This window comes from Lonsdalea quercina subsp. quercina (genome assembly GCF_000688655.1).
GTDB classification, from domain to species: Bacteria; Pseudomonadota; Gammaproteobacteria; order Enterobacterales; family Enterobacteriaceae; genus Lonsdalea; species Lonsdalea quercina.
Genome location: NZ_JIBO01000017.1, coordinates 16,598 through 32,788, shown reverse-complemented (window position 1 = coordinate 32,788; position 16,191 = coordinate 16,598). Strand labels below are relative to the sequence as shown.

General features: G+C 56.6%; 15 protein-coding genes. 3 read left to right on the top strand and 12 right to left on the bottom strand.

All coding sequences use genetic code 11. From position 1 onward, the window contains the following. Positions 1–57: 57 nt before the first annotated feature. The 9 genes from RZ35_RS17510 to ppiB form a co-directional block, all read right to left on the bottom strand. Positions 58–249, bottom strand: coding sequence for a YfgG family protein (locus tag RZ35_RS17510; RefSeq protein ID WP_235195131.1), 192 nt, complete (start codon positions 247–249; stop codon positions 58–60). A gap of 193 nt (positions 250–442) precedes the next feature. Then, positions 443–1,987 (bottom strand): exopolyphosphatase, encoded by a 1,545-nt coding sequence (ppx, locus tag RZ35_RS15340; RefSeq protein ID WP_026744122.1) that lies wholly within the window; start codon positions 1,985–1,987, stop codon positions 443–445. 9 nt (positions 1,988–1,996) lie between these two features. Next, entirely contained in the window at positions 1,997–4,060 is a 2,064-nt protein-coding gene (ppk1, locus tag RZ35_RS15335; RefSeq protein ID WP_026744121.1) for a polyphosphate kinase 1, read from the bottom strand. A gap of 219 nt (positions 4,061–4,279) precedes the next feature. After that, a complete protein-coding gene (locus tag RZ35_RS15330) occupies positions 4,280–5,563 on the bottom strand; it encodes an HAAAP family serine/threonine permease (protein WP_026744120.1) in 1,284 nt (427 codons plus the stop codon). A gap of 88 nt (positions 5,564–5,651) precedes the next feature. Further along, a complete protein-coding gene (locus tag RZ35_RS18475; RefSeq protein WP_268748632.1) occupies positions 5,652–5,777 on the bottom strand; it encodes a hypothetical protein in 126 nt (41 codons plus the stop codon). A gap of 258 nt (positions 5,778–6,035) precedes the next feature. Beyond that, a complete protein-coding gene (purK, locus tag RZ35_RS15325; RefSeq protein ID WP_026744119.1) occupies positions 6,036–7,106 on the bottom strand; it encodes a 5-(carboxyamino)imidazole ribonucleotide synthase in 1,071 nt (356 codons plus the stop codon). Further along, entirely contained in the window at positions 7,103–7,612 is a 510-nt protein-coding gene (purE, locus tag RZ35_RS15320) for a 5-(carboxyamino)imidazole ribonucleotide mutase (protein ID WP_026744118.1), read from the bottom strand. Before purE ends, purK begins: the two co-directional genes overlap by 4 nt. Positions 7,613–7,793: 181 nt before the next feature. Beyond that, positions 7,794–8,516 carry a UDP-2,3-diacylglucosamine diphosphatase gene (gene lpxH, locus RZ35_RS15315; protein ID WP_026744117.1) on the bottom strand — a complete coding sequence of 241 codons (723 nt, stop codon included), beginning with the start codon at positions 8,514–8,516 and terminating at the stop codon, positions 7,794–7,796. Positions 8,517–8,526: 10 nt separating this feature from the next. Further along, positions 8,527–9,021, bottom strand: coding sequence for a peptidylprolyl isomerase B (gene ppiB, locus RZ35_RS15310; RefSeq protein ID WP_026744116.1), 495 nt, complete (start codon positions 9,019–9,021; stop codon positions 8,527–8,529). A gap of 342 nt (positions 9,022–9,363) precedes the next feature. On the opposite strand from ppiB, the gene RZ35_RS15305 reads away from it, so the two are divergent. Both RZ35_RS15305 and cysS read left to right on the top strand, forming a co-directional pair. Further along, positions 9,364–9,786 carry a DoxX family protein gene (locus RZ35_RS15305; protein ID WP_026744115.1) on the top strand — a complete coding sequence of 141 codons (423 nt, stop codon included), beginning with the start codon at positions 9,364–9,366 and terminating at the stop codon, positions 9,784–9,786. A gap of 341 nt (positions 9,787–10,127) precedes the next feature. Next, positions 10,128–11,513, top strand: coding sequence for a cysteine--tRNA ligase (cysS, locus tag RZ35_RS15300; protein ID WP_026744114.1), 1,386 nt, complete (start codon positions 10,128–10,130; stop codon positions 11,511–11,513). Positions 11,514–11,810: 297 nt separating this feature from the next. Here cysS and ybcJ read toward each other — a convergent pair whose 3' ends face one another. Continuing rightward, complete coding sequence (ybcJ, locus tag RZ35_RS15295) at positions 11,811–12,023, bottom strand: ribosome-associated protein YbcJ (RefSeq protein ID WP_026744113.1); 213 nt, start codon at positions 12,021–12,023, stop codon at positions 11,811–11,813. A gap of 9 nt (positions 12,024–12,032) precedes the next feature. Next, the gene (gene folD, locus RZ35_RS15290; protein WP_026744112.1) at positions 12,033–12,902 is read right to left on the bottom strand and encodes a bifunctional methylenetetrahydrofolate dehydrogenase/methenyltetrahydrofolate cyclohydrolase FolD; all 870 of its coding nucleotides are present in this window, start codon (positions 12,900–12,902) and stop codon (positions 12,033–12,035) included. Between the two features lie 368 nt (positions 12,903–13,270). On the opposite strand from folD, the gene RZ35_RS15285 reads away from it, so the two are divergent. Beyond that, complete coding sequence (locus RZ35_RS15285; protein WP_026744111.1) at positions 13,271–14,359, top strand: iron-containing alcohol dehydrogenase family protein; 1,089 nt, start codon at positions 13,271–13,273, stop codon at positions 14,357–14,359. A 35-nt stretch (positions 14,360–14,394) separates the two neighbouring features. Here the strand turns inward: RZ35_RS15285 and RZ35_RS15280 are convergent, their stop codons facing one another. Continuing rightward, positions 14,395–15,027 carry a LysE/ArgO family amino acid transporter gene (locus RZ35_RS15280; RefSeq protein WP_026744110.1) on the bottom strand — a complete coding sequence of 211 codons (633 nt, stop codon included), beginning with the start codon at positions 15,025–15,027 and terminating at the stop codon, positions 14,395–14,397. Positions 15,028–16,191 lie beyond the last annotated feature (1,164 nt).

Below are 16,191 nucleotides of genomic sequence, written 5' to 3'. Positions count from 1 at the left end.
GATGCGAGTCGGTAATCATAAAATAGCTGAAATCAGCAGAACGCGTGGGCTAAGCGACTATTCTCGTTGAGCAGGAGTGGTGACGGTAGATGTGGCCAGGGAATGCTCAACACGTATCTGCTGCTGAATTTCCTGGTGATAAAGAAAGGCGCCGACGGCGGAATAAGCAAAGCGACCTAACAGAATGATGAGACTGATCATGAGTACGGTACGGGCTATACGCGTACTACTTCGTCGTTGACGTAACATGATTCTTCGCCTGTGGGTAACCGTAGACATTACCGGATATATTCCTGATGAAAGCGGACATTCGCTGTTGTTTATTTAGGCACAAGCAGACGGCGGGGTCAATGCGCCTGGGGCAAAAAATCACCCTCAGGCGAAAATGTGAAAAATCTCACAATGTGAAGCAGGAGAAGGGCGCCGGGTCAGTCATCCTGCCCTAAATTTGCGTCGGCGACTCTTTTTCCTCTTCAATCAACAATGTCCAGTCGCTGATGCCCTGCCAGTATTCCTGCTCCTTTTCCAGATCAAGCTGCACCAGTGTATTTTGGCTGAAATAGCCGAACGGAAAAAGCAGGGTCCAGGTGCGATCTTCCGTCGCCAGACGGAGCATCTGCGGCGACGTCGTGGCCTGACGCTGGTTGTTCAGCAGCGTAGCCAGCCGCAACAGCAGTATCATCGGCAGATACTGTTTCTTTTTGAACTGGTTCAGGCGCGGCAGCTCGTCCGTTTTTATTGCCTTGCGATGCCAGCGCACCAACAGCGACAGCACCATCTGCTGTTCCTGATTGAACCCTGGCAAGTTGGTATTTTGCAGTATGTAAGCGGAATGGCGGTGCATGCCGCTGTGATTGATGCCGAGGCCCACTTCATACAGCATGGCCGCCCATTTCAGAATGGGCCCCAACTGCGGGTTAACCAGCGAGGGATTCTGTTCTTCCCATTGGGTGTACAGCAGTTCCGCCGTTTCACGTACGCGATTAGCTTGCTCGCGATCGATGTTGTAATGGCTGGCCAGACTTTTCGCGGTGCGGATACGGATATCCTGATGGCGGAAGCGGCCCTCCATTTCATACAGTACGCCTTCGCGCAACGCGCCGTCCGACAGCCTCAGCTTATCGATAGCCAGCGTATCGAAGACTCCGCAAAGGATGGCAAGACCGGGAACCAGCACGTTCTGTCGCTCATCCGTCAGGCCCGGCAGACTTAGCGCCTTAACGTTCTTATGCTTCAGGATCTCATCCCGCAGCATTTCGAGACGTTCCAGCGTAATCTGGCCGTCTTTCTCGCCCATTGCCAGCAGGATCTCGTTGGCCGCTTTGATGGTGCCGGAGGCGCCCAGCGCATAGTCCCACCCGTAAATGCGGTATTGCCAGGCCAGGTTTTCCAGCTGCTGCGCGGCGGCAAGACGGGCGCGTTTAAAGTTGTTGGCGTTAATTTCGCCGTTGGGGAAAAACAGTTGGGCGAAGCTGACGCATCCCATGCGGCGGCTTTCCACCAGCTTAGGCTCGAAATCTTCGCCTATTACCAGCTCCGTCGACCCGCCGCCGATGTCGATGACCAGCTTACGGCCTTTTTCCGGCTGCGTGTGTTCCACGCCCATAAAGATCAGTCGTGCTTCTTCGTGTCCGGAAATAATGGAAATTGGGNAGGGGATGATTTTGGCGGCGCGGTGCAGAAATTCCTGCGCGTTTTGCGCTTCTCGCAAGGCGTGCGTGCCGACAATAGAGACATTGGCTGCTGGAAATCCCTGCAGGCGCTCGGCGAACAGCGTAAGACAGTTCAAACCCCGTTCCATGGACTCCTCGCTCAACCGATTCTGGCTGTCGAGTCCGTCTACCATATGCACCCGTTGTTTCAGGCGGCTAAGCACCTGAAGCGCGCCATTGACCACGCGGGCGACCACCATATGAAAGCTATTGGAGCCCAGATCGATGGCGGCGAATTCCTGGGGTTTTTCAGCGATATTTTCGGTTAAAGGCATGGCTCTGGCCTACTCTTCGGGTTGCTCAAGGACCTTAAGATATTCATAGATCGCATTCTGGGCGCGGACTTTGCGCCGGTTGCCACGGGTGACGTAATGATTGTTCAACTCCTTGTCCAACACACGAGCTTTGACCGTATCGCTGAACAAAATCTCCAGAATGTCGAGGATTCGCGCTTTCAGCGTCTGGTCCAGCACTTCCACCGCGACTTCGATGCGGTAATCGATGTTGCGGGTCATCCAGTCGGCGGAGGAGAGAAACACCTGCTGGTCGCCGCCGTTATGGAAAACGTACAGCCGGTCATGCTCCAGATAACGGTCTATGATGCTGGTGACGCGGATATTATCACTGATCCCCGGGATACCGGGAATCAGTGAGCACATCCCACGGACCAACAGGTTCATTTTCACTCCGGCGCCGGACGCGGCATACAGCCGGTCCACCAGGCCTTTGTCCACGAGGTTATTCACCTTCAGGGTGATTTTCGCCTCCAGCCCGTTCTGCGCGTTGGCAATTTCGCGGTCGATCAGCTCATAGAGGCGGCTACGAGAGTTCTGGGGGGACACCAGCAGGTGATCGAAGGTTACCGGCCGGTACGGGTTTTCGATGAAGTTGAAGACCCGGCGCACTTCGTTGGTGATACGTTCGTCGGCGGTCAGCAGCGAATAGTCGGTATACAGCCGCGCGGTTTTTTCGTTGAAGTTACCGGTGCCGATATGCGCATAGCGCACCACGTTGTCGCCTTCGCGCCGTGAGATCAAAAACAGCTTGGCGTGAATTTTCAGCCCGGGGATGGAGAAGATGACGTGCACGCCGGCTTCCGTCAGTCTTTTCGCCCAGTGAATGTTGGCGGCCTCATCGAAACGCGCCTGCAACTCCACCACTACCGTCACCTTTTTGCCGTTATGCGCGGCGTGGATCATGGAGTTGATAATGCGCGAATCCTTGGCGACACGATAGATGTTGATTTTGATCGCCAGCACGCTAGGGTCGAAGGACGCCTGCCGCAGAATCTCCAGCACATGCTCGAAGGTATGGTAGGGGTAATACAGCAACACATCGCGCTCGCGGATGGCGTCAAAGCCGTTGCGGAAGTGATTGAACCCTAGATGACGCAAGCGCGGCAGCGGCTTGTTGACCAGATTGGCGCGGCCCACGTTCGGGAAGCCGATGAAGTCTTTGAAGTTGTGGTAGCGGCCGCCGGGAATGACCGAGTCGTAAGAGGTGATATCCAGTTTCTTGAGCAGGCACTCCACCATCGCATCCGGCATATCGCGCTGATAGACAAAGCGGACCGGTTTGGCCGTCAGCCGCTGTTTAAGGCTGGACGACATCAGCTCCAACAGGCTGGACTCCATTTCCGTCACCAGATCGTACTCGGCGTCGCGGGTCATCTTCATCGAGTAGGCGTTAAGCTCATCGTAATCGAAGAATCCCCAGAAAATATCATCCAGACAGTAGCGCAGGATATTATCGATGAGAATCATGGTCTTGCGCCGGTGTGGCGCTTCCGGCGGCAGATCGACGAAGCGAGCGACCTTGTCGGACGGGATTTCCAACAGCGCGTAGTCCGTCTTTTCACCGCGAATAATTTCGATAGCCAGATAGGTGTAATCGTCTTTCAAAAACTGAATCAGATTAGTTTCAGGCAGCAGCAGAATCGGGGTGATATGCGGACGCAGGTAGTGCTTGAAATAGTCGCGCAGCCACGCCTGCTGGTTGGGCGACACCTGACGCTCGTTGACCAAAAAAATCTGGTTACGCGCCATCTCCAGCAGCAGCTCGTTATACAGGTTGTCAAACAGCTGATCGGTTTTCAGTACACGCATCTGAATTTTGCTCAGCAGGTGACGCAGTCCGCTGGCGGAGCCTTGCTCTTCGTTAATCAGAATTCGGCGTTTCAGATCGGCGAATCGGACCTTGTAGAACTCGTCCAGATTGCTGGAGTAGATGCCCAGAAAGCGCATACGTTCAATCAGTGGATTATTCTTGTCGGCGGCTTCTTGAAGTACGCGTTCATTGAAAGATAACCAACTCAACTCTTTGTCTATGTAGAGTTTGTCCTGACTCATTCTCACTCCGTTAAATGATTTTACTGAAGTGTTTCTACTATCCATTACCATTATGGCGCGTGAATGACGGGCGTGGCGAGTATTCAAATGGACTTTTTCTTATGCCGTTGAACGGGCGTGAGGAGACGTTCAACAACCTGTTCAAAAAAGCGTCAACGGCATACTGGGTGGTCAATACCAGAGGTGGAGCGTACGGCGTGTAACGCCGTACGCTGCGGCTTATTGACACAGGCTGTAGATAATGGCGGTCATTGCAATCAGTCCCGTCAGCGTCACGAAGAGATTGCTGAGCAGGCCGCTGTAGCGCCGCATCGCGGGGACGCGATGGATCGCATACATCGGCATCAAAAACAGCAGGCAGGCGATAATCGGGCCGCCCAGCGTTTCAATCATCCCCAAAATGCTGGGGTTCCACGTGGCCACCAGCCAGGTGGTCAGCAGCATAAAAAGGGTAGTGATACGGTTCAGCGTGCGAGGAGCCAGCGTTTTGCCGCCCCGCCGCAGCGTTTTCACCATCAGTCCGTTGAATCCCTCGCCCGCGCCAAGATAGTGACCCAGGAACGACTTGGAGATAGCGACGGTCGCGATCAGCGGCGCCGCATAGCCAATGAGCGTGCTGTCAAAATGGTTCGCCAGATACGACAAGATAGAAATATTTTGCGTTTTCGCCGCCATCAGCTCTTTCGGCGACAGCGCCAGCACGCAGCTGAACACGAAGAACATCACCGTCAGCACCATCATCACATGGCTGTAGGACAGAATACGCGCGCACTTCTCCTCCGCCGCATCGCCATACTCCTTGCGCTTGGCGACGGCGAAAGACGAGATAATCGGCGAGTGGTTAAAGGAGAACACCATCACCGGTATCGCCAGCCACAGCGTCGCGGGCAGGCTGCTGCCGTTCACGGTGCCGGACAGGGACAACGTCTGGAATACCGATAGATTCCAGTGCGGCACCAGATAGCAGGCCAGCAGCAACAGCACGGCCAGAAACGGATATACCAGCACGCTCATCGCTTTCACGATAGTGGCTTCTCCGAAGCGCACCACGAACATCAGGCATAGAATCAGCGTCAGCGCGAGCAGCGCGCGCGGCGGCGAAGGCAGGTGCAGCTGGTGGGTGATGAAGCTGTCGACGGTATTGGTGATCGCCACGCTATAAACGAGAAGAATGGGATAAATAGCGAAAAAGTACAGCAGGGTAATGAGATGACCGGCCCGGGTGCCGAAATGCTCCTCCACCACCTCGGTGATGTCCTCCGCGTCCCCTTTGCCTGACAGGACGAAACGGCATAGCGCGCGATGTGAATAGTGCGTCATGGGAAACGCGATAATCGCCATGATGATGAGCGGCAACAAACCGCCGATACCGGCATTAATGGGCAGAAACAGCACCCCGGCGCCGATGGCCGTGCCATACAGTCCCAGCATCCAGACGGTGTCGCTTTTGCGCCAGGTGGCGGCGGTGTCGAAAACCGCGCTGCTTTCCTGAATTGAGCTCATACAACTCTCTCCTGAGCGAGTCATGCATATAAAACAGACGTCCGGCTTACGACGTGGGGCCGGGCGAAATGTGCGAGGGAAGATGACATCAGGACCGCGGTCCTCGCGCGATGCTGACATCCTTGTCACAGGCGGCGGGCGACGCAGCGAACAGGGCAATACGTGACGGCCAGAAGCCGGGGGAAATACCGTTGAACAGAGGAGACATCTTCATTGCGGGAAATACATCCTTAAATACCAGTTTCCGTTAGCGCCACGGTGATAACACGCGATCATTGCATTCAGGCAAAATCTGATGGCCGGAATGACGGCGCTATTATCTCGCGAAATAAATCACGGGTGCAAACCCGGTCGCCTGCCACGAACTCCTGACGAGGCGACGGACAAGCACGGTGTTAAAACGTGGCCTCGACACGCTGTGCCCTTGCCGCATCGGCGCGCGGATCTCCGGGGACATCCGCGCAGCCTCAGATTAGGCCGAGAGCGTTTGCTGCGCCCACGTAAGCCCTGACTGATACTCCGTCGGCAGCATCGGCGCCAGCGCCTGCAACGTCTCGCGGAGGAGAGCGGCGTCCGGATCGCTGAGATTCAGATGCCCGACCTTCCGGCCTGGACGCACTTCTTTCTCATACCAGTGCAGATGCGTCAGCGGCAGCGTCAGCCAGTCGGCATTCACATCGGTGCCGATGAGATTGACCATCACCGACGGAGAACTGACGACGGGCGCGGGCATCGGCAAATCGAGTATCGCCCGCAAATGCAGTTCGAACTGGCTGATAGACGCGCCGTTCTGGGTCCAGTGGCCGCTGTTGTGCACGCGCGGCGCAAGCTCGTTGATCAGCAGTTGGTCGCCGACGATAAAGCACTCCATCGCCATCACGCCGACATAGCCCAGATGATGCAAAATGGCGGACAGCATCTTTTCAGCCTGCCGTTGCAAGGCCGGTTGAGGATGCGGCAGCGCGACGCTGGCGCGCAGAATGCCGTCCTGATGCAGATTGTGGGTCAGCGGATAAAATACGCAGTCGCCCTGCGCGTTGCGCGCGCCGACCAGCGACACTTCGCCGGAGAAGTTGATTCCCTGCTCGACGATGCACTCGCCGTAGCAGTCCGCGGGCAACGTCGCCTCATCACCGGGGCGCACTCGCCACTGGCCGCGGCCGTCGTAGCCGCCGACGCGGCGCTTAACGATGGCCAGCGCGCCCAAGCGGCTAAAAATGTCGGGCCAGGTGTCGGGGCTGCTCAGCAGCTGCCACGGCGCCGTCGCCAGCTGTAGTTCATCCAACAGCTGCTTCTGCGTATAGCGATCGGCAAGACGCGGGAAAATATCGCGGTTAATGAACGCAGGCTGTATCGCCAGCTGGCGAGTGAGGGCGGTTTCCGGCCAGCGTTCGATCTCTGCGGTGATGACGCTGTGCTGGTAGGGGATAGATTCAGGCTCGGCGTCCAGTCCGACAGGATAGACAGCGATGCCCAGCGGTTCGCCAGCTTGACGCAGCATGCGTCCCAGCTGGCCGTTACCCAATACGCATACCGGTTTCATACATCCTCCCGCGGATCGGAATGCTGGAGCACTTCGTCGGTTTGACGCTGACGCCAATCCGTCAAGCGCGTAGACAGTTCCCGGTCATGCAGCGCCAAAATTTGTGCGGCCAGCAGGGCGGCATTGGCCGCGCCGGCTTTGCCTATCGCCAGTGTCCCCACCGGAATGCCGCGCGGCATTTGCACGATGGAGTACAGGCTATCCACGCCGCTCAGCGCTGCGCTCTGTACGGGAACGCCCAGCACCGGCACCAGCGTTTTGGCGGCCAGCATGCCAGGCAGGTGCGCAGCACCACCGGCTCCGGCGATGATGACGTCAAAGCCGTTATCCGCCGCCGTTTCGGCAAAACGGAACAGTTTATCCGGCGTGCGGTGCGCGGACACGATTTCAACGTGGAAAGGGAGATTCAGCGTGGTGAGGATTTCTGCTGCGAACTGCATGGTGGCCCAGTCACTCTTTGAACCCATCACGATGGCGATTTTTGCCGGGGCAGCGTTGGATGACATGCCTGTAGTGCTCCTGTGAGTGTGCCTGACGCCGGTCAGTGCACAGGGTGATAAGACGCATCGCGCCGAGTCGGCGCTCCGGCGACGAGGGCGTAGAGCATACCATGCCCCTAAAGAGAGGAAAACGGTTGCGTCGAGGTGCAAGGCAGGGTTTAACGCCAAAAATGGGGAGGGACAGGATTCAGAACGGAAACGCGTGCAGCGAAATACCGTCGGGAGTGACTTTGATGACCGAGCCTTCCTCATGCCAGGCGCCAAGTACGGCCCGCTGGGCGGTCTCGCCGTCGACGGTCAGCGTATGGATCGCTGGTCGATGCGTATGACCGTGGATCAGGGTCTTGACCTGGAAGTGACGCAGCCGGTCTACGACCTGCTGAGGATTGACGTCCATGATCTCAAGCGACTTGATCTGGTTAGCCTGCTGGCTGGCTGAGCGCATGCGCGCGGCGATGCGTAGCCGCAGTCGCAGGGGCAGCCACAGAAAAAAACGTTGGATCAGCGGGTTGTGAACGCGGCGGCGAAAACGCTGGTAGGCGGCGTCGTCGGTGCACAGCGTGTCGCCGTGCAGCACCAGATACTGGCGACCATACAGCGTAATTCGGTTTTCCTCCGGCAGCAGCGTCATACCGCTCTGGCGGGCGAAGCGCTTGCCGATCAGGAAATCCCGGTTGCCGTGGATGAAGTAGCAGGGCACCCCCTGCTGATGCAACGTCCGCAGCGCAGCGGCGACGGTCTGGTGCAGCGGCTGTGGGTCGTCATCGCCTATCCAGGCGTCGAACAGGTCGCCCAGGATGTACAGCGCGTCGGCCTGCACTGCCTCTTCGCGTAAAAAACGCAGAAAACCGGCGGTAATAGCCGGTTCCTGTTCGCTCAGATGCAAATCGCCAATAAACAGCGTCGCCATGCTGGGAGAATTACTCGCTGACCGTGACGCTGGTCACGACGACATCTTCCTTCGGCACATCCTGGTGCATACCGCTGCGCCCGGTGGCTACCGCTTTGATTTTGTCGACCACGTCCAAACCTTCCACGACTTCGGCGAAAACGCAGTAACCCCAGCCGTCGGCGCGTTCGGAGCGGAAGTTCAGGAAGTCATTGTCCACTACGTTGATGAAGAACTGGGCGGTGGCCGAGTGCGGATCGTTGGTGCGAGCCATCGCCAGCGTGCCGCGGGTGTTTTTAAGCCCGTTGTTGGCTTCGTTTTTGATCGGCGCTTCGGTGATTTTCTGTTCCATACCTGGAGCAAATCCGCCGCCCTGAATCATAAAGCCATCGATCACGCGGTGAAAAATGGTGTTGTTGTAGAAGCCGCTACGGCAGTATTTCAGAAAGTTTTCAACGGTAGCTGGCGCTTTGTCCGCGAAGGTATTGATGACGATATCGCCATGGTTGGTATGAAACGTAATCATAATGATGAATCCTACTTAGCCATAGTACATAGAATAAAAGGGAGGTTTACAGAGGCGGTGTGCCACCAAGAGCGCTCTTATAACATAAGTGAATGCCTGAGTCAGCAAAGGCCGCCTCGCGCGAGCGCCTCGCGGCGGGGGCGGGGGCCATCAGCCAGCGGCGTGACACGCGCTTGGGCTTCAACTTTGCCGTACGATCCGCAACCAGAGAACGGGGTCATTTAACCGTCGCTGCAACAGGGGAAGAAACGATTTTTCAAACGTGACGCGGCGATCGGTAAAAGGCCCCGGATTAAGTGATAATCATTCTCCTTAATCAAGTAATCACAAGGGAGGTGCATGATGCTTAACGGGTTCAATTCACTCTTTGACAGGCCGGATTTCGGCAAGCTGGTACTGCGTGTTTCTTTCGGTGCCATGATGCTGTTCCACGGCGTTCATAAGTTGATCGCGGGTATTGACGGCATCCAGTCGATGGTGATGGCGCATGGGCTGCCCGGTATTGTCGGTTACGGCGTCTATGTGGGTGAAGTGATCGCGCCGGTGTTGATGATTTTGGGCATTCTGACCCGGCCGTCCGCGCTCATTTTTACGCTCACCATGTTAGCCGCGTATGGGCTGACTGACCTGAATGCGGCCCTCACGCTGGACAAGACCGGCGCATGGGGCATTGAGAGCATGGCGGTGTACTTTTTTGCCGGTCTCGCCATCTTGATGCTCGGCGGCGGTCGTTACTCGCTGGCGTCCAATCCCCGTTGGCGGTAACTCGACATCGATCCTGATGCCAGAAGACATAAAGGAAAACCGCGCCTGAGACGAGGCAGTGCGCGCGACTAAGAGACAAAAAGTCTTACCCCTTTCATGTGAGGGGTTATTTTCCCGCCTTACCCTCGCCCGATCCGCCGGTCGGGCTTTTGTTTTTGCACGTAAAAATCTTTTTCTCAGGATGAAATAACTGCCGCCGCTCAATGGTACCGATCTTGCAATAGGTCAGGGTTCGGGGTTCAATACGCAGCCTGGGCCTGAAACTCCGGGCCACCCATACTTTTATGCGCGTACCGCAAAACAGTGATGCTTATATCCTGCGAACACCATGGAATGTCCCGATGCTAAAGATTTTTAATACCCTGAGTCGTCAAAAAGAGGAATTCAAACCCATTCACGCTGACAAAGTCGGTATGTATGTGTGCGGGATAACCGTTTACGACCTGTGTCACATCGGTCACGGGCGGACTTTCGTGGCGTTCGACGTGGTATCGCGTTACCTGCGTTATCTCGGCTACGAAGTCAAGTATGTTCGCAATATTACGGACATTGACGACAAAATCATTCAGCGCGCGGCTAAAAACGGCGAAACCATCGAGCAATTGACCGACCGCATGATCGCCGAGATGCACGCCGATTTCAGTGCGCTGAATATTCTTCCGCCGGACGTCGAGCCGCGCGCCACCCGGCATATCGATGAAATCATCGCGCTGGTGCAGCAGTTGATGGAACGTAATCACGCCTATGTGGCGAAGAACGGCGACGTGATGTTCGCGGTCGAAACCGATGCGGATTACGGCATTCTGTCTCGTCAGGATTTGGACCAGTTGAAGGCGGGCGCGCGGGTTGAAATCGCGGACGTCAAACGCAACCCAATGGATTTCGTGTTGTGGAAGATGTCGAAAGCTGGCGAACCGAGCTGGCCGTCGCCGTGGGGCAACGGTCGTCCCGGCTGGCATATTGAATGCTCCGCTATGAACTGCAAGCAGCTGGGTGAACACTTCGACATCCATGGCGGCGGTTCGGATCTGATGTTTCCGCACCATGAAAACGAAATTGCTCAGTCCACCTGCGCCCATGGCGGCGAATACGTCAACTACTGGATGCACTCCGGCATGGTGATGGTCGATCGGGAAAAGATGTCCAAATCCCTGAACAATTTTTTCACCGTTCGCGACGTATTGGCGCACTACGATGCTGAAACCATTCGCTATTTTTTGATGTCCGGGCACTACCGTAGCCAGTTGAACTACAGCGAAGAGAACCTCAAGCAGGCGCGCGCCTCGCTGGAGCGCTTATACACCGCATTGCGCGGCATGGACACATCGGCGGCCGCCTGCGGCGGCGAAGCCTTCGAAGCCCGTTTCCGCGAGGCGATGGACGACGACTTCAATACTCCGGAAGCCTACTCCGTGCTGTTTGATATGGCGCGCGAGGTCAACCGGATGAAGGTGGAAGATCCTGCGGCGGCAAACGGTCTGGCCGCCGCGCTGCGGCAGTTGGCGAAAGTGCTGGGCCTGCTGGAGCAAGATCCGGAGCTGTTTCTGCAGAGCGGCGCGCAGGCGGACGATGACGAAGTGGCGGAAATCGAAGCGTTGATTAAGCAGCGCAACGATGCGCGTCAGAGTAAAGACTGGGGACTGGCCGATGCCGCGCGCGATCGCCTCAACGAAATGGGGATCGTGCTGGAAGACGGNCCGCAGGGGACAATCTGGCGCCGTAAGTAAGCCGTCGTTCCTCCCTTCGCGGCGGCGCGCTTCGTTTCGCTGCCTCTCACGCAGCATCAACAGGCCGGAAGCTGATTCGCTCCCGGCCTGTTTTCATTGATTCTCGCCGATGCTGAGTTCCTTCCTGAACCCGAATCCTGAGTATCCCGCACGCAGGCGAGGTTAGGCGCATTGCGATGGCGCGTTATGGCAGAGGAAAACGTGACAGGGAGGGGGGAATAAGCGATGACCCCACATCTCCGCGAGGGCGGGATGTGGGTGAAATACGCGATGCCGCGACGGCCTGCGTCGGGCGAACTATGCCTGAACGGTGACCGCGTGGTCAGCGAAACGCACGACCTGACCGGCGACGATTTTGCAGCGCTTACGCGTTTCGATATGGTCGTCGACGCTCACGTCGCCGTTGGCGATGAGCTGTTTGGCGGAGGCGCCGCTGTCGCTCCAGCCGAGGAGTTTCAGCAGATCGCACAGTTCTACGTGCGGATGTTGGTTCAGGTGAAAAATTTCCATAATCTCAGTTTATGCCTTTGCGGGTGTGTCGTGATATTCCTCGCAGGCCTGCAAGGTATTTTGAATCAGGGTGGCGACGGTCATCGGGCCGACGCCGCCGGGGACCGGCGTGATGAAAGAGGCGCGTTCGCTTGCACCGGCAAAATCAATATCGCCCACGACTTTGCCGTCTTCCAGTCGATTGATGCCGACATCAATCACGACCGCGCCGGGTTTGATCCAGTCGCCCGGAATAAAGCCGGGTTTACCGACGGCGACGACCAGCAAGTCCGCGTTCTCAACGTGCTGACGCAAATTCTTCGTGAAACGATGCGTTACGGTCGTGGTGCANCCGGCCAGCAGCAGCTCCAGACTCATCGGACGGCCGACTATGTTTGACGCGCCAATGACGACGGCATTCAGGCCGAACATGTCGATCTTGTACTGCTCCAGCAGCGTGATGATCCCACGCGGCGTACAGGATCGCAGCAGCGGCGCGCGCTGGCAAAGGCGGCCGACATTATACGGGTGGAAGCCATCCACGTCTTTATCGGGCGCGATGCGCTCAATGACGCTGGTGTTGTCGATGCCTTGCGGTAGCGGCAACTGCACCAGAATACCGTCGATGGTTTCATCGGCGTTCAGTCGGTCAATCAGCCCCAGCAGTTCGCCTTCGGAGGNGGTGGAGGGCAGATCGTAAGAGCGGGAAACGAAACCGACTTCCTCACAGACCCGACGTTTGCTGCCGACATAGATCTGAGAAGCAGGATCGTCCCCTACCAGGATAACCGCCAGACCCGGCGCTCGCTTACCGGCGGCCAGACGCTCTTGGACACGTGCAGCAACGTCGCTCTTAACTTGCTGCGCAATCGTTTTACCATCAATAAGTTTCGCAACCATCTACAGAAAATCCATCATTTCACAAACGGGGGATGGCGCGTATTTTGTCAGAAGCGGCGCGTGCTGTCAGGCGTTGTATCGACATTAATTGCTGACGCTCAATCGTTTCCGTCCGTCATCGCCCCTGAGAGAACCCTCGACATACCTCGGATAAAGGGGGAGGCGCAGAGGCGATAAGCCACCAGATGCCACGCCGCCATCCTGTGACGGATCCTGACGATCGACGGAGGATACGCGTTCCATCGCTGCGCGTGCTTACGTAGAAAGAAGTCGTCAAGAACGCCGCTCGGAGGGAGTTCGCTTGGGCGCTCACAGCGCGGTGTTTGAGTAACTCATTGATTCTAAGCTAAAAACAGGTAGGAAGACACATGACACAACAGGTTATTTTCCCCGCAAAAATCGTACGCGGGGCGGACGCCAGCCGTCAGCTGGGGGACATCTGCGCCGGGTTAGGGACACGTGTATTGGTTGTCGGCGGTCATCAGGCAGTGGCGGCGACGGAGGCGATAATCCGCACCCAACTGNCCCTGGCCGGTCTTACGTTAAGCGGCGTTGAGTGGTTCGGCGGGCATTGCAGCGACAAGCAGGTCGAACGACTGTGTGCCCGCGTGGCGGAAACCCATAGCGACGTACTGCTGTCCGTGGGCGGCGGGAAGTCGCTGGATACCGGTAAGTTGGTGGCGCATCAGGCGGGTATTCCCGTCGTCACGTTGCCCACCATCGCCGGCACCTGTGCGGCGGTGACTCCGCTTTCTGTGCGTTACGAAGAGGACGGGCACTTTGTTGACTTGTGCCATCTGCCGTCCGCGCCGAATGCGGTCATCATCGACAGCACGTTGTTAGCGCAAGCGCCCCTGCGTTGGCTCGCCGCCGGGCTGGGCGATACGCTGGCGAAGTGGTACGAGTTTCGGGCGATCGATACCGGACATAATCAAAGCGGTCTGGCTGCCTCTTCCCGCGCTCATAGCGCGATTTGTTTCCAACTGATCGAACGTTTTGGCGCCGAAGCCTGTCGCGCGGTGGCGGAAAATCGCAGCACCGAAGCGCTGGATCAGGTGCTGGATGCGATCTTCCTGTTCGCCGGACTGACCTCCATCATGGCCAGCGGCGCGCATGCCGCTGCGGCGCACGCGTTGTTCGAAGGTTTCACCGTGTGCGACAAAACCCGCGATTTTGGCCACGGCCTGCTGGTGGGCTTCGGCAATCTGTGCCTGCTGGCGCTGGAAGCGCGGAGCGACGAAGCGCTGCTGGAGGCGCTGTCGCTGGCGCATGCCTGCGCCGTGCCGCTGACGTTGGCGGACATCAGTCCCGATCTGACCGATGCCGAACTGCAAGCCATCTTGCAAGCGGCCGTTAAAACAGCGGATATGGACGCCATGCCGTTCACGGTGACGGAAACAATGCTGCGGGAGGCGATTCGCCGCGTCGAGTCGCTGGCGGCCCGCATCGCCCGCTAAGCGCGCGATGGCAGAAGAAGAGGCGGCGGGCGTCATTACGCCGCCGGATACACGATAAGCCGTAGCAGCTGCCAGGCGATAAACAGCATGTACACGCCGATAAAGCTATCCAGCACCCGCCAGGTGCTGTTCTTCTCGAACAAGCGCGCGCAGGCGGAAGAGAGGTAGCCGATGGCGTAAAACCAGAGGCCGGACGCCAGCAGCGCGCCCGCTAAGTAGAAGATTTTGTGCTCATGACTCAGCCCGGACGATATGCCGCCGATGATGGCGACGGTATCCAGGTACACGCTGGGGTTGAGGAGGCTGACCGCCAGACAGGCGGTGACAGCGGAAAGACGGCTGGCGCGCGCGTCGCCGGTCGCGCCAAGGCGCAGACTTTGGTTGCCTCGCCAGGCGCGGCGAAGCGCGCAGAAGCCGTAGTGAATCAAAAACAACACGCCCGCCAGCGTCAGGCATGTCAGCGCCCACGGGTGGGCGCTGAGCAGTTCGCCGACGCCAAAGACGCCCGCGCTGATCAATAAAATGTCTAACATGAAGCAGAGGGTACAGACTAAAAAGACATGTTCCCGACGCACTCCCTGACGCAACACAAATGAATTCTGTGCGCCGATAGAGAGCAGCAATCCGGCACTGGTCATAAAACCGGTGATAAATACGGTCGTAGACATACTCTTTAATTCGCTCTGGTTTGATAGTGAAAAAGAATGAACACGCGTCTGGGCGATATTCAAAAAGGAATAAACGGCCGGTGACGTCAGCATCACTCAATAAAGGCAGCGCTTATTTTATCTTTTATTGAAATATTCCATGCGTTGCGACGGATAAACAATTCGACTCCAATATACCAACGCCGAAATGGTTATGGGATCGGCGATGCATCAATACGCATAGCCACGCTGGCGACAAAATGATTTATGTATTCTCCACCCTGTTTCAATCGGGAGAATTCGATGTCGCTATCATCCCTTTCCGCGACCCATGAGGCCAATTAATAATAGTGATTGTCGATTAGCAAAAGCGATAAAAGCCGAAAAAGCGGTCACTCGATTGTGATTCAGGCGCGATGTGAAATAGTTCATAAGGACAGGCGGTGAGATGTCTGCTCTAAAATTAAATATTAAAAAACAATATGATAGTATGATTTTTCTTTATCCCTGTTTGCGGCGGTTTTGTGCCTTGGGCGTCACTCAGGGCGAGCGGAAATGTTACCTCGCCATAAACTCAGGCATACCCTCCACCACAATACGTCTGCGCGGCGAGATATTTTTCGATACTGTCGCTACCTCGCTAAAATAGCCATGACCCCTAAAATGCAATGGCGTCTGGCAAGGTGGAGGAATAAATACTCGCCGGAGTTTACTGGGTAAATATCAACTCACTATCGCCGAGGTTTATTTTTGCAGCGAATACGTTTAATCAGCTTTAAGGGGCGTTGAATTTGACCATTGGGAGATGAACGTATTTATCTCATCGTGATTAATTCTGGCGTCTATTCATTTTCATCGAATGGTGAATATGATGGTCTGCTTCTCGAACGTCGAGCGGAAATGTCGTCCAGCTACTGCCTGTCGATTTATCGTGGGGCGCACGAAATAAGGTGCGAAGAAAAGGGACAACTTCTGGCGTGAGTGACGATGCTGTGGGGGAGGGGATACGCCTGTATTCGGGTACGCATTGATAACGCCGATGCCGTCATCCGTGGGAGAAAGTCCCTGTGCCTTAAAAGAGTGCGCGTCGATCATGCTGTTGCACCGCCACTAAACGCCAATTGCCAGAACACCTGTCTATCAATAAAACCTATTCCACCGTAATGACCTGTGGTTTGCGCCGAA